A 12,380-nucleotide genomic window follows, 5' to 3' on the forward strand; every position below is an offset into this window, starting at 1 on the left:
TCATCCAAAGATGCTCGGTCCGAAGAGGTGCAGGAACACTTCGAAGGCTATGAGCACGAGGGCTATCGCGATGACGCCCTTCGGGCTGACCTTAATCGCCCTGGTGTCCTCATCGAAGAACCTCATAAGCCCGGCGCCTGTTGGGGGAAGGGTCGTCTTGTCCTTTGCCATCCTTTACCACCTTCCTTCATTTGGTGGAACGATTAAAAAGCTTTGCCCCGGGGCTCGTTTTTAAGTTTTTTCACTAAAGTTTATTAACGTTCGCGCCCATCCCTATGCGGTGGGGAGCATGGACTACGGCAGTCTGAGTCCGAGGATGAAGAGGGTCTACACCCAGGTTCGCTACCTTGACGATTACCACTGGAACATCAGCGGTGAGGCCATAGAGGGAATCCACAAGAAGAGCGGGATAAGGGTCCTCATTCTCGCGGCCGACAACAGAGAGCACGCTTTGAAAATGGCGGACGAGATCAACGAGAAGGGCATCGTGATCATAGCCGTCCCGGAGAAGGGCGTCTTCACGGTTCACAACGGGGCCTTCATCATGACTTACAAGTACGCCAGGGCTACGCTGAGTGACATACACGACCACATCGTCTGGAGCGGTTTCAAGGTCGTTGAGAACGGAAACCTGCTTGAGCAGGAGGACATCTACGAGTACCTCGGAGGCAGGCTCATCGATCACATAAAGGAGAACGCCGTGATCGGCCAGGATTACGTTTTCTGGCAGTTTTACCTGTGCGAGGAGTGCGGCAAGTACGTTGATATCGACAGCTTAGAGGCCCATTTGAAGGGTCACGGGATAAAGCTCCACGAGAAAAGTGAGGAGAGGTACGAGATCTTTGAGATAAACTTCCGCGATGGCAAGGTGTACGATAAGTTTGGGGAGGAGGTTCCCCTCTCGAAGTTCAGCGACGAGGCGAGGGATTTCCTAAGGGAGTCGATGGAGGGGAAGTGATCACTCCCTCTGGTTTTTCTCGGCCTTCTTCAGGCTTTTCAGGGGTGTGAACTCCCTCAGCACGAGCTTCCATTCCTGCTCCTTTAGGGCTTCCGGGTTCGCAACGAGGACTAGGGTGCCGCCCTTGGACAGCACGAAGTCCCTCACAGAGAGCAGGAACTTAAAGGCCACCTGGAAGCCGACCTCTATCACGAGGTACTCGAAGGCGTCAACGTAGACCGTTCGGTAGCCCCTCTCGATCTCCCTCACGATTAGATCCTGGAGTATGCCCAGTTTGGTCGGCGAGATGGCTATCACCTTGGGGCTGTCCGAGACCTGCCCCTCCTTGGCCTTGGTTATCCAGAACACCATAGACGCCGGCGTGAACTTCCCGACAATTTCCGCCGGCGAGAGCCTTGTAACGGCTATTATATCGTTCTCGAAAAACTCGGGGAGGATCTTCTGGATATCCTTTCTGTCCCGGGCAAGGTAGGAGCCAGGAGTAAGGGGCGGCGATTCGGGTCTCCTCATGGGCTCTGAGAGCGGGTAGAACACGAAGGTGAATGCTCCAACGGCCGCGAGAAGCCTTCCGATCGCCGCGAGGAAGAAGGCCATGTTGGAGTACCACACAACAGGTCGTCCGAAGGGATACGTCAGGTTTAGCAGGCCCACTATGCCAAGGCCTACGGGGAAGAGCCTGTCGAGGAGCCTCCTGGAGACAACGTGGTTCCAGAGAACGTAGCTGACGTAGATCAGGGACCCCCCGAGGAGGAGGGAGGGGAAGAGGGCCTTGACGGTGAAGTTGTTCCCGAAGAAGTTTATCGCCAGGAGGAAGAGCCACACGTAGGAGGCAACGAGGAGGATCGCGAGGTAGATGACGTGGTTAAAGTTCGTCTTCTCGTACCTGAGGTGCAGCGCCCCCCATATCGTCAGCAGGGCTATGTAGAAATCCGGCACCTTGGAAGCGACGTCGTAAGCCGGCTGGGGAATCGTTATTCCCAGTGGGGAGAGGATGTAGTTCTCTATGTCAAGGGCCCCGATGAAGAGCGCCGCCGCGAGGAGGGCCCAGCCCTTGTCCCTGGTTTTGTAGGCCTTCCACGCGACGGCTCCGAAGAGCAGCCACCTTGAAAAGAAGTTCAGGAGGGGGATGAACTCGGACATCATCTCACCCTTTTCTCGATCTTTTCCTGCTTGAGGAGAACCATGGTTCCGGGCGGGACGTTCTTGTCGACGACCACGCCGGGCCCGATGAGGGAGTAGCTCCCTATCTTTCTTCCCGGGTATATGCTGACGTTTATTCCCGTCTTCACCCCGTGCCCGATTATGGCCCCGAGCTTGTGCCTTCCAGAGTCCTCGAGTTTTCCCTTGATCTCGACCTTCACATTGCCCCTGTCGTGCCTTAGGTTGGCGGTTATCGTCCCCGCGCCGAGGTTCGTGTTCTCGCCGATTATCGAGTCGCCCACGTAGTTGAGGTGCGGTGCGTTGCTGTTGTCCATTATGATGGAGTTCTTGACTTCAACTGCGTTGCCTATGTGGCAGTTGTCGCCTATGCTCGTGTGGGGTCTTATGAAGCAGTTCGGACCTATGCGGGAGTTCCTGCCGATCTTCACGGGCCCGATGATGTAGGCCCCGCTCCTCACGATGGTGCCTTCCCCTATCTCAACGGGTGGGATTACCGTCGCCCCCTCCTCAACCGTGCCTCTGATCTCGTGTCTGAGCTTGTTTCTGAGGAGGTACTCGTTGAGCTCGAGGAGGTTCCAGGGTCTTCCTATGTCGTTCCAGTAGGAGGAGTAAACGGCGTAGGCGACCTTTTTGCCTGCCCTGATCATCAGGTTGATCGTGTCCGTTATCTCGTACTCGCCCCGCTCGCTGAGGGGCGTTCTCTCGATGAAGTGGAAGACCTCCGGTTTGAAGAGGTATATCCCCAGGTTCGCGTAGCCCGGAACCTTCCCGGGCTTTTCAAGGATCCCGGTAACTTTCTCCCCGCTGACCTCAACCTTGCCGAAGTGGCTCAGATCCTCGAAGTGCTTGAGGACGAGTGCGGCGTCCGCCTTCTCCCTCCTGAACGCAGATACCAGCTCCTTTATCGCCTCGACCTCGAAGTAAATGTCACCGTTCGCCACTATGAACTCCTCGTCCCCAACGTGCTCCCTCGCCGATTCGACGGCCTTGGCTGTGCCTTCCCCGGGGCGCTGATCGACGTAGGTTATCGGCTTCCCTCCGAACTCGTCTCCAAGGGTTTCGATGATCTTCTTCTTTTCGTAGCGGACCACTATCACGAACTCGTCCACGAAGGGATAGAGGTTCTCGATCACGTACTCTATTATCGGCCTGTTTGCAACCTTAAGGATGACCTTTGGCCGGTCGTCGGTGAGGGGTCTGAGCCTCTCCCCTTTACCAGCCGCGAGTATGACCGCCTTCAAATTAACACCCCCATCAGGTACAGCAGGGCTCCAACCGTGCCGTAAAAGGCTAGGAAAGTTCTGTTTTCAAGCCTTTCGGTCAGCCGGAACAGGATCCAGAGAATGAGAAACGTCACAAAGAACGACGAGGCGAAGGATACGGGACCGAGCCACTTCGGCTTGGGCTGGCATTGGCCGGCCCTGATGATCTCGACGACGAGGTAAGCCGGAGCAGCCTGGAGCGAGAACTTCAGGATTCTCTTTGCATCGTATCCACTGAGCACCAGTGCTAGGGCACTCGTTCCACCCCTCGGCAGGCTGAAGAGTACCGCCAGGGCCTGAGCGAGCCCCACGGAGAGGGCATCCGCCGGCGTCGGTTCCTCCTCGAAGATCTTCCTTATCCCTTCCAGCGGTTTAAAGCCGTAGACGAGGGCGGGCAGGAGGGCTATAACGGCTCCCGCAATCGCCAGTTTCTCTGCTCCAGCCGTTGCCCTCGGGAGGAACCCGAGCACGAGGGTCAGCGCCGTTGCGAGGATCGCGTACTTGAGCTGGGCCGGGCTGAAGCCCCTGAGCGCCATAACCGGCTCCCTTGAGAGGATCTCCCGGAAGTAGAAGAGCAGGGCAACAAGGGCTCCGGCGTAGGCGGGAACGAGAAGGTTTACGTCCATGGAGAAAACTACCGTGGACGCGGGGAAAACCACTGCCAGTGCCGTCAGAAGGCCCGTGAATATAGCGCCGGCGACTCCCGTCATGTGGATCAGATTGTGTAGCCCTCCCAGGAGATAAACCTTTCCCTCGGCCTGCGATAGGTTTTTATATTTTCGCACCAATTCGGTTTTTAGAACACACCAAAGGAGGGTGAAAACATGGGGCTGGGTGCTATAGTGGACAAACTTAACAGGTACGAGGGGCTTTTTGAGAAGCTCGGGCTGCTGCTGGTCATCGTGTTCTTCCTGATGGTGATAGCCGGCTTCACCGACTCGTCGCACGTCGGGAAGCTGATGAGCCTTGTATTGCTGTTCCTCGTTGCCCTCGCGTCCCTGATTGGGGTAATCATCTACCGCTCGCTCGATTGAATACCTTTTTAAGGCCCCTCCCCAACCTTTTCTCCGCGAGATTGAGGGAGGGGTGAGAATGAAGAATCCGTTTGAGAAGATGCCGACGGTTCTTACCGCTGACGAGCTCATCGACAAGGCCTTCCGAAGGGCCGAGAGGGCCGCATCTGCCTACAACCCGCCCGGCGGGAAGGTCGCGAAGGCGAGACAGCGAGAAGAGCTCAGAGTTAGAACCGTCTCGAACGTCGTTCGCGACAACCTCAGGAAGATACTCGACAGAACTCCCGGTGTCTCGACGCTCCCGAGGTTCTATCAGGAGTTGGTTGACACGCTCGTTGATAGGGACCAGTTTCACAAATCCCTCGCGAGGGTCAACTGGGCGATAAAGACCATCAGGAACCTCGAACAGCGTTACGTGGAGAAGATACGCTACGAGCGCGACCCGAAGGAGATAGCCAAGCTCAGAAGGGCCTTCTACGGCCGAGTCGCGGACATACTCCACGAGATTGACGACGATTTGCGCTATCTGAATCAGGCCAGAAACGTTCTCAAGGAGTTACCAGTCGTCGATTTGGAGCTTCCTACCGTGGTTATAGCCGGCCACCCGAACGTTGGCAAGAGCACGCTTTTGAGGGCTTTAACCAACGCAAAGCCAGAGGTGGCGAGTTATCCCTTCACAACAAAGGGCATAAACGTCGGACAGTTCGAGGAGCACTACCTCCGCTACCAGGTTATAGACACGCCCGGTCTGCTCGACAGACCGCTCAGCGAGAGAAACGAGGTTGAGAAACAGGCGATTTTAGCGTTGAAGCACCTCGGAGATGTCATCGTCTACATCTTCGACCCGAGCGAGTACTGTGGGTTCCCAATCGAGGAGCAGATGCACCTCTTCGAGGAGATACTGAACGAGTTCGGCGAGTTCCCGTTCATAGTCGCAATAAACAAGGTTGACATAGCCGACGAGGAGAAGACAAAAGCCATCGAGGAGTTCGTTAAGGCCAAGGGACTTGAGCCCGTTAAGATTTCTGCCCTGACGGGCGAGGGCCTCGACGAGCTCAAGAAACGGGTAATAGCGGTCGTCGAGCCGAAGGCGAGAGAACTCGCGAGGAAGATTATGGAAAAGGAGCTTTCGAAGTTCAGGGAAGGATAGTGTAATGCGGAACTTTTATATTTTGTAATACCAATTTCTCTTTTGGTGGACTACATGGGCTCCGCGGTGATGAGCATAAGGATTCCGCAGGAACTCAGGCGGGAGATGAAGAAGTACGACATCAACTGGAGCGAGGAGATAAGGGAGTTCATTCGGAAGAGGATTGAGGAAGAAGAGAAAAAACGGGCCCTTCAGGAGGTCATAGAACTCGTCGAGTCACTTCCCGGAGTCCCTGAAGGGACCGCAAAACGGCTCGTGAGGGAGGATCGTGATAGTCATTGACACCTCGGCCCTCTGTAAGTTTCTGCTGAAGGAGAGCGGATGGGAAAAGGTCATACCCTACCTCCAGCCCGAGAACGATGCCCGAACTGTTGAGATGCTCATCACCGAGTGCGCCAACGTCATCTGGAAGAACGTTAGAATATACAAAACCCTCCGGAGGGAGGAAGGAGAGAGGCTCCTTGATGCCCTCGGGCTTCTCGTTGATAAGAGAGTCATAACGGTTGAGGAGAACCGAAAATACCTTCGGGAAGCCTTTGAACTGAGCGTTGAGCACGGCATAGCGGTCTACGATGCCCTCTTCATAGCGCAGGCCAGGGAACTCAACGCAACCCTCGTTACCTGCGACGAGAAACAGGGGCGGATAGCCGAGAAGCTTGGAGTTAATACAGTAGTTATTTGAGCTCAAACCAAACGGACCAGAACAACAGGACCAAAGGCAAATTAGAAAAGGGTTCAGGCGTTCTCCTCCTTGAGGAGAACCGCGTTGACGACTCCGTCCTGGCCGGGCCTGCTGGTGACGACGGCCTTACCAATCTCGGTCTCGATTATCGCTCCCTTGGTGATGATGTTTCTCCTCGCGTACTGCCTGTTGGCCGGGTTCTCAACGACGTTGAGTATCTTGACCTTCTTGCCCTTTCCACCCTCGAAGACGTTCGCGTAGAGGGCTTCAACGAGGCGAACCTTCCTGTTACCGCCGTAGGTTCTGATTATCTTCCTCTTCTCCCTCTCCTCTGCGACGCGCGTGTTTGCGGGCTCTCTTCCGAGCTCCCTCTTCCTCTTCTTCCTGGCCAAGACGATTCTTCCACCCGAAGGCTTTTTGAGTGATCTTCCCTGCCAGATGGCCATTTTTCTCACCCCAGATGATCCTGAGTTAGACCTAACGCCACTTTGAAGGGTGCGTTTATAAGCTTTTCTTACGGGGAGCCTTTATAAATCCTCCCACCTACTCGGAACGGCCGATGAGGACGCCTCCCGACTCTGAGGTGTGATGAGTGGACGGCTGGCCGAGGCGGTGAAGATGCTCTTCGTAATCAGACCCGGAAGGAAGAAGAACGAGCTCGAGGCCTTCTTTATCGAGAACGAGCCGGAAAAGCTTAGCGAGATGAGGAACCTGAAGGCCGAGCGGATATTCCGCCTCATAATGAGAGAGGGAAGGCTCTTCAAGGTCTTGGAGGGGAGCAACTACCGCAATCCAAAGGAGATTGAAAAGCTCCTTCGCCAGGCGAGAATAGTCCTCGTAAACGCGGACGAGTGGGAGGACTACTTTAAGAAAAGGCTCCAGAACAAGCGCGTTGAGAAGGCCGAATTGTGCCGTCTCTGCCTCCTTGAGGGCAGGATAACCGTCCTAACGCCAGGCAACAGGATAAAGTACCGGAACGAGTACATCTGTGAGCGCTGTGCGGAGGACGAGCTGAAGAGGGAGCTCAGGTTTAGATTCAACAGCATAGCGATGTTCGAGCAGGCGAAGAAGCTCCTCGACAGGTTTAGAGACCTCGATAAGGTTTTGTATGCCTTCGACCCGCGCTTCGACCCGACGAAGCACCCTGAAATAACTAAATGGGACGAGCTGAAGGCCAAGCACGTCAAGGTCGAGAAGGTCAAGGTTGACGAGCTTCCGCTCCCGGAGAAGTTCAAGGAGGTTTTAGCGGCCGAGGGCGTGAAGGAGCTCCTCCCGGTTCAGAGTCTGGCCGTCAAGAACGGCCTCCTCGAAGGCGAGAATTTACTCGTCGTTTCCGCGACCGCGAGCGGTAAGACGCTAATCGGAGAATTAGCGGGAGTTCCCAAGGCGATGGAGGGCAAAAAGCTCCTCTTCTTGGTCCCGCTCGTGGCCCTGGCGAATCAAAAATATGAGGACTTTAAGCGGAGGTACTCAAAGCTCGGCCTCCGCGTTGCCATTCGCGTTGGCATGAGCAGGATTAAGACCCGGGACGAGCTGGTAGTCGTCGATACCGGCATAGACGCGGACATCATAGTGGGAACCTACGAGGGAATAGACTACCTCCTCCGCACCGGAAGGAAGATAGGCAACGTCGGGACGATTGTCATAGACGAGATACACACGCTCGACGACGAGGAGCGCGGGCCGAGGCTCGACGGACTAATCGCGAGGCTGAGGAGGCTCTACCCGAAGGCCCAGTTCATAGGCCTTTCCGCAACCGTCGGGAATCCTGAGGAGCTGGCTAAAGAGCTCGGATTAAAGCTCGTCCTCTACGACGAGAGGCCGGTTGATCTGGAGAGGCACATCATCATAGCGCGCAGCGAGTCCGAGAAGTGGCGTCACATAGCCAACCTCTGCAGAGCGGAGGCGATGAGAAAGTCGAGACAGGGCTACAAGGGGCAGACGATAGTCTTCACCTTCTCAAGGAAGCGGACGCACGAGCTTTCGGCCTACCTCACGAGCAAGGGCCTCCGCGCGAAGCCTTACCACTCCGGTTTGCCCTACAAGCAGAGGAAGCTTACCGAGATGGAGTTTTTAGCTCAGAGGCTCGACGTCGTTGTCACGACTGCCGCGTTGGGAGCGGGCGTGGACTTTCCAGCGAGTCAGGTCATCTTTGAGAGCCTCGCGATGGGCAACAAGTGGCTCACCGTCCGGGAGTTCCACCAGATGCTCGGAAGGGCTGGAAGGCCCCTCTACCACGAGAAGGGAAAAGTTTACCTAATAGTCGAGCCCGGGAGAAAATATTCGGCCCAGATGGAGGGAACCGAGGAAGAAATAGCTTTCAAGCTCCTTACCGCGCCGATAGAGCCCGTAACTGTGGAGTGGAGCGACGAGCTTGAGCAGGACAACGTCTTGGCTCATTCCTGCGTCTTCAACCGGCTTGACGTTATAGAGGAAGTTCAGGAGCGTTGCTTGGGAGCCAACCAGAGCGCCGAGAAGGTTTTAGAAAAGCTGGAGGAGTTCGAGCTCGTAAGCCTCAAAAGGTCCCTCGTCGAGGTTACACCTTACGGAAGGGCCGTGAGTATGAGCTTTTTACTGCCAAAGGAGGCCGAGTTCATACGGAGGAACCTTCGGGAGAAGCCCGCTCGCTGGATTGCGCTCAAGCTTCACCCCTTCGAGAACCTGTATCTAAGCGGAACGCTCCAGAGAGAGCTTGAGGGAGCCGTGAGAGGCAGGATAAGCGCCAACGTATTCTCGCCGAGCTTCGCCTCCATCTTGGAAGAGCTTGACAAGGTGATTCCCGAGCTCAGTCCAAACGCAGCCGAGAGGCTGTTCACGATTTATCAGGAGTTCTTCATGTGCGGTGAGGAAGACTGCACCGAGTACGCGATGGAGCGCGTTGGAAACCTCATAATCGAGCTTCGCAGGAGCGGGAAGCACCCGACCCAGATAGCGGAGCACTTCAGGAAGGTCTACGGTCTAATCGTTTATCCCGGCGACGTCTTCACGTGGTTAGACGGCATCGTCAGGAAGCTTGAGGCGGTGGAGAGAATCGCGAGGGTCTTCCGCGTGAGAAAGGCTGAGGAGGAAGCGAGGCTCCTCAGAAGGGAAATAGAAGAGGGCAGGTCGTTCGATGCCCAAAACCAAAGGAGAGAAGGAGTTAGATCTGGAGCACCATCTGGGCCGGATCCCTTATTGCGGGACCGAGACCGAGGACGTAGATGGCCAGATACCAGAAGCGCCGCTCCTCCTCGTCGGGGACGAGGTGTTTGAGCCCGTAGTAGACCGCTATGAGGATTATTGTTATCCAGGGATAGTAGATGTAGGCCCCAAACCATTGGACGAGATGGTGCTCGATCCAGTGGACCTCTCTGTAACCGTAGTAGTGCAGGCCAACGACCGTTGAGCCCATATCGTAGTAGTGAGCGAGGACGGCGTAGAGATAGAGCTTGTCAAATGGTCTCCATTTGTAGAACGCAAGCACGACCGCCCATGAAATCAGGGTGTGGATCATCGTGAGCTCGTATGGCTCCCAGCTCTTGGCGTGAATTGCCAGCTGGTAGTTGGCCCAGAGTGCCAGCAGAGTTCCCCACGCTATCGTTATTTTCGGGTACGTCTTCAGCTTGGCATCAGCAACTATCGCCGGAACTATTAGGACGAAGGCCGTGAAGAATATCCCCGGGGTTAGAATTAGCGGGTTTTCCGGCAGGACTCCACCATCGACGAGGGCCCTCACAGTGGCCCCAAAAACCACCATCGGCGTCACGGCCCAGAACAGTCTCTCGTCCACCTTGATTCCAAGGGGCTTTATTATATATCTGTAGGAGTAAGTCACTCCAAGTCCAAAGAGCACCGCGTAAACCAGGGTGTTGATCGCGTTGTAGCCGCTTCTCGTGAACATGGGTTCCCAGAAGTACTGGTTGAAGAAGTTCCAGATCGCTTCCAGCATCTCCACCACCGCACCCACTACACGAACTGGTTAATAAGCTTTGAGCTAACGAATAACTTTTTAAAGTCTGAATTCTCCAACTATGTGGTGGTGTCAATGGAAACGGTTGAGAGCTCGTTCCAGTACGAGGAGGTAGACGTCAGCACCGAGCGAATGTTGGGACTGATAGGAGTTCTGTCGCCGATAGCGTCTTTAATCCCCTACATTGGAGGCGCCTTCAGTCTGCTGGGATGGGTACTTGTGCTGATAGCCCTCCACGGGATTGGTGAAAAACTCGGTGACGATAGACCCTTCACCTACTACCTCTACGGCTTCATAATCGGCTTTGTAACCTTAATCCTGATCGTCTTCATGATCGTTGCTCTCCAGATGGGCGGGGTGATACTGGCTTTGCTCATCGGGATACCATTGATTATCGCGAGCCTTTATTACAGGAAGGAAGCTTGGTATATGCTGGGTAGGATCACGGGGATAAATGAGTTCGTGGAGGCCTCCAAATTCCTCTGGTGGGGCGGTTTGACGATGATAATCCTCGTCGGCTTTGTGCTCCTCCTCGTTGCGTGGATATACCAAATCCTCGGCTTCGTTAACATGCCTAGGACTCTGAAGAAAGGCAGACTGAGCAGCGCGCTGAGGAGCGAGCCCTATCAAAGCTGGTAATTCTCTTGTTTCCCCATTTCTTTGGGTAATTTTTTAAGGGGTTCGCTCGATTATTCCCTTGGGTGGTACAATGGAGGTTGGGGCAACTGTGGGATCCGGAGGAGAGACAGTGGATATAAGCACCGAGAGGACTCTGGGCCTCGTGGGATCGGTATTGGCTTTTGCCAGCATCATACCCTACGTGGGAACACTACTGTCGTTGCTGGGACTTGTTCTGATCCTCATAGCGCTCCATGGCATCGGGAATAAGCTTGGGGACGACAGGCCCTTTAAGTATTACCTCAAGGGCATACTCATAGGTATTGTTCTCGTGATAGTGGCGATAATACTCATAGTGGCAGCGTTGGCCGCGTCCTCTGCTTCTACGGGATCAATGGAAAACGAGTTCACAATGTACCCAGGATCCAACGTGAACATTATCGAGGAGGACTCAACGAATCTCTCGGATACGGGGATAGCGTTGGTGCTTGTAGGGGGAGTGATCGCCATAGCCGCCATCATCATCGGGGCATACTTCCAGAAAAAGGCATGGGAGGCCATGTACGAACTAACAGGAGTCGATGCATTCAAGAGCACTGCCAATTTCCTGTGGTGGGGAGCGCTAACTTTGGTGGTACTAATAGGCGCAATACTGCTCCTGATATCGTCTATCTTCCAGATAATAGCCTTTGCAAATCTCCCCCAGAAGCTCTCCAAACGGTCAACGACACCAGCTCCAACGCCCGTGGAGGAGCTGAGCTGGTGATCTTTAATTTTCTGAACCGTAAAATTTATAAATGCATCCCGGTAGGTGTTATCGGCACGGCGGCCATGGCGGCGGGGTTACACCCGGTCTCGTTTCGACCCCGGAAGTTAAGCCCGCCTGCGTTCCCGGGTGTACTGCCCTCCGAGAGGGGGCGGGAAACCGGGAACGCCGCCGGCCACTCAAACGCCCGGGTGGTGTAGCCCGGCCTATCATACGGGACTGTCACTCCCGTGACCCGGGTTCAAATCCCGGCCCGGGCGCCACAATCCTTTCTGGCAGGAAACTTTGTAGCAGTCTTTAGAAAGAGGCTGGCGAAAAGCTCTATTCTCCCCAACGAGCAAAAGTCGGTCGTGCACTAACCAAGTACAATTTTGGCGGAGTTTAACACTAAACAAACCCCTTCGAGAGTTTCAACTTACTATCGGCGTTCAAAGGGCGCCGTCTTAGAGTGAAGCACTCACAGACAAGCTTTTGGAAAAAGCTTCACCAAAAGTTGGTAACTCTCTCCCAAAGGCTCGAATGAAAGATGTTTTACTCATGAAATCGCTCTTTCCAAAGGAGAACCCTCTTAAACAGCCCTTTTAAAAGGGTTTATTTTCCCTGACGCCCTTCGGGCGTCGATTTTAAGGCAAACCCACAGTCCAAGAACAATTTGATAGGTTCTCGCGCTCAAACCAGCCAATTGGAGGGAAAATCACTCAAAGTTTAGCTTTTTAGAAGGAGCTACGAACCTTGGTCAAACTCTGCGGGACTATCGTCCCTTGCGTCGAGCAAAGCTTGACATCGCGCAGGCGAAGTTTGGGGGTGTGGGGGCGTTAGCC

Annotated in this window: 14 protein-coding genes, 1 tRNA gene and 1 rRNA gene; 10 read left to right on the forward strand and 6 right to left on the reverse strand. The window is 54.8% G+C overall.

Annotated elements, in window-relative coordinates:
* Positions 1–171 carry a preprotein translocase subunit Sec61beta gene (locus TAM4_RS11400; RefSeq protein ID WP_014123385.1) on the reverse strand — a complete coding sequence of 57 codons (171 nt, stop codon included), beginning with the start codon at positions 169–171 and terminating at the stop codon, positions 1–3.
* 118 nt (positions 172–289) lie between these two features.
* Here TAM4_RS11400 and TAM4_RS11405 point away from each other — a divergent pair, with 118 nt between their 5' ends.
* Positions 290–958 carry a hypothetical protein gene (locus tag TAM4_RS11405; protein WP_014123386.1) on the forward strand — a complete coding sequence of 223 codons (669 nt, stop codon included), beginning with the start codon at positions 290–292 and terminating at the stop codon, positions 956–958.
* Here TAM4_RS11405 and TAM4_RS11410 read toward each other — a convergent pair whose 3' ends face one another.
* Genes TAM4_RS11410 through TAM4_RS11420 form a run of 3 tightly spaced genes read right to left on the reverse strand, consistent with a single transcriptional unit; the run spans position 959 to position 4,166 of the window.
* Positions 959–2,098 (reverse strand): DUF835 domain-containing protein, encoded by a 1,140-nt coding sequence (locus TAM4_RS11410; protein ID WP_014123387.1) that lies wholly within the window; start codon positions 2,096–2,098, stop codon positions 959–961.
* The gene (glmU, locus tag TAM4_RS11415) at positions 2,098–3,360 is read right to left on the reverse strand and encodes a bifunctional sugar-1-phosphate nucleotidylyltransferase/acetyltransferase (RefSeq protein WP_014123388.1); all 1,263 of its coding nucleotides are present in this window, start codon (positions 3,358–3,360) and stop codon (positions 2,098–2,100) included. Before glmU ends, TAM4_RS11410 begins: the two co-directional genes overlap by 1 nt.
* Entirely contained in the window at positions 3,357–4,166 is an 810-nt protein-coding gene (locus TAM4_RS11420; protein WP_237702098.1) for an undecaprenyl-diphosphate phosphatase, read from the reverse strand. Before TAM4_RS11420 ends, glmU begins: the two co-directional genes overlap by 4 nt.
* Before the next feature lie 39 nt (positions 4,167–4,205).
* Between TAM4_RS11420 and TAM4_RS11425 the strand changes: the two genes are divergently transcribed.
* The 4 genes from TAM4_RS11425 to TAM4_RS11440 are packed head-to-tail and all read left to right on the forward strand — an operon-like array spanning position 4,206 to position 6,226.
* Positions 4,206–4,415: a hypothetical protein gene (locus TAM4_RS11425; protein WP_014123390.1), complete on the forward strand. Its 210-nt coding sequence runs from the start codon at positions 4,206–4,208 to the stop codon at positions 4,413–4,415.
* 58 nt (positions 4,416–4,473) lie between these two features.
* Positions 4,474–5,544, forward strand: a complete 1,071-nt coding sequence (locus TAM4_RS11430; RefSeq protein WP_014123391.1) for an NOG1 family protein — start codon at positions 4,474–4,476, stop codon at positions 5,542–5,544.
* 54 nt (positions 5,545–5,598) lie between these two features.
* Positions 5,599–5,826, forward strand: a complete 228-nt coding sequence (locus tag TAM4_RS11435) for a hypothetical protein (RefSeq protein WP_014123392.1) — start codon at positions 5,599–5,601, stop codon at positions 5,824–5,826.
* Positions 5,813–6,226 (forward strand): type II toxin-antitoxin system VapC family toxin, encoded by a 414-nt coding sequence (locus tag TAM4_RS11440; protein WP_014123393.1) that lies wholly within the window; start codon positions 5,813–5,815, stop codon positions 6,224–6,226. Before TAM4_RS11435 ends, TAM4_RS11440 begins: the two co-directional genes overlap by 14 nt.
* A 53-nt stretch (positions 6,227–6,279) precedes the next feature.
* On the opposite strand, the gene TAM4_RS11445 is transcribed toward TAM4_RS11440, so the two are convergent.
* Positions 6,280–6,672, reverse strand: coding sequence for a 30S ribosomal protein S8e (locus tag TAM4_RS11445; RefSeq protein WP_014123394.1), 393 nt, complete (start codon positions 6,670–6,672; stop codon positions 6,280–6,282).
* A gap of 172 nt (positions 6,673–6,844) precedes the next feature.
* On the opposite strand from TAM4_RS11445, the gene TAM4_RS11450 reads away from it, so the two are divergent.
* Positions 6,845–9,478: a DEAD/DEAH box helicase gene (locus TAM4_RS11450; RefSeq protein WP_048150760.1), complete on the forward strand. Its 2,634-nt coding sequence runs from the start codon at positions 6,845–6,847 to the stop codon at positions 9,476–9,478.
* On the opposite strand, the gene TAM4_RS11455 is transcribed toward TAM4_RS11450, so the two are convergent.
* Complete coding sequence (locus tag TAM4_RS11455; protein WP_048150762.1) at positions 9,366–10,154, reverse strand: DUF63 family protein; 789 nt, start codon at positions 10,152–10,154, stop codon at positions 9,366–9,368. The two genes, TAM4_RS11450 and TAM4_RS11455, sit on opposite strands and share 113 nt — an antisense overlap.
* A 96-nt stretch (positions 10,155–10,250) precedes the next feature.
* On the opposite strand from TAM4_RS11455, the gene TAM4_RS11460 reads away from it, so the two are divergent.
* The 4 genes from TAM4_RS11460 (at position 10,251) to TAM4_RS11475 (ending at position 11,822) form a co-directional block, all read left to right on the forward strand.
* Positions 10,251–10,814 carry a DUF996 domain-containing protein gene (locus TAM4_RS11460; RefSeq protein WP_014123396.1) on the forward strand — a complete coding sequence of 188 codons (564 nt, stop codon included), beginning with the start codon at positions 10,251–10,253 and terminating at the stop codon, positions 10,812–10,814.
* Positions 10,815–10,884: 70 nt separating this feature from the next.
* Positions 10,885–11,559, forward strand: a complete 675-nt coding sequence (locus tag TAM4_RS11465) for a DUF996 domain-containing protein (RefSeq protein ID WP_048150765.1) — start codon at positions 10,885–10,887, stop codon at positions 11,557–11,559.
* Positions 11,560–11,614: 55 nt separating this feature from the next.
* A 5S ribosomal RNA gene (gene rrf / locus TAM4_RS11470) occupies positions 11,615–11,736 on the forward strand.
* 8 nt (positions 11,737–11,744) lie between these two features.
* Positions 11,745–11,822: transfer RNA gene (locus TAM4_RS11475), tRNA-Asp, on the forward strand.
* Positions 11,823–12,380: the final 558 nt, after the last annotated feature.

The sequence above is a fragment of the Thermococcus sp. AM4 genome (assembly GCF_000151205.2).
Taxonomy (GTDB): Archaea; Methanobacteriota_B; Thermococci; order Thermococcales; family Thermococcaceae; genus Thermococcus.

What these genes read in the sequence shown, in the direction of transcription:
- TAM4_RS11400 (WP_014123385.1), bottom strand. Translation starts at nt 171, where the DNA reads ATGGCAAAGGACAAGACGACCCTTCCCCCAACAGGCGCCGGGCTTATG.
- TAM4_RS11405 (WP_014123386.1), top strand. Translation starts at nt 290, where the DNA reads ATGGACTACGGCAGTCTGAGTCCGAGGATGAAGAGGGTCTACACCCAG.
- TAM4_RS11410 (WP_014123387.1), bottom strand. Translation starts at nt 2,098, where the DNA reads ATGTCCGAGTTCATCCCCCTCCTGAACTTCTTTTCAAGGTGGCTGCTC.
- TAM4_RS11425 (WP_014123390.1), top strand. Translation starts at nt 4,206, where the DNA reads ATGGGGCTGGGTGCTATAGTGGACAAACTTAACAGGTACGAGGGGCTT.
- TAM4_RS11430 (WP_014123391.1), top strand. Translation starts at nt 4,474, where the DNA reads ATGAAGAATCCGTTTGAGAAGATGCCGACGGTTCTTACCGCTGACGAG.
- TAM4_RS11435 (WP_014123392.1), top strand. Translation starts at nt 5,599, where the DNA reads ATGGGCTCCGCGGTGATGAGCATAAGGATTCCGCAGGAACTCAGGCGG.
- TAM4_RS11445 (WP_014123394.1), bottom strand. Translation starts at nt 6,672, where the DNA reads ATGGCCATCTGGCAGGGAAGATCACTCAAAAAGCCTTCGGGTGGAAGA.
- TAM4_RS11450 (WP_048150760.1), top strand. Translation starts at nt 6,845, where the DNA reads ATGCTCTTCGTAATCAGACCCGGAAGGAAGAAGAACGAGCTCGAGGCC.
- TAM4_RS11455 (WP_048150762.1), bottom strand. Translation starts at nt 10,154, where the DNA reads ATGCTGGAAGCGATCTGGAACTTCTTCAACCAGTACTTCTGGGAACCC.
- TAM4_RS11460 (WP_014123396.1), top strand. Translation starts at nt 10,251, where the DNA reads ATGGAAACGGTTGAGAGCTCGTTCCAGTACGAGGAGGTAGACGTCAGC.
- TAM4_RS11465 (WP_048150765.1), top strand. Translation starts at nt 10,885, where the DNA reads ATGGAGGTTGGGGCAACTGTGGGATCCGGAGGAGAGACAGTGGATATA.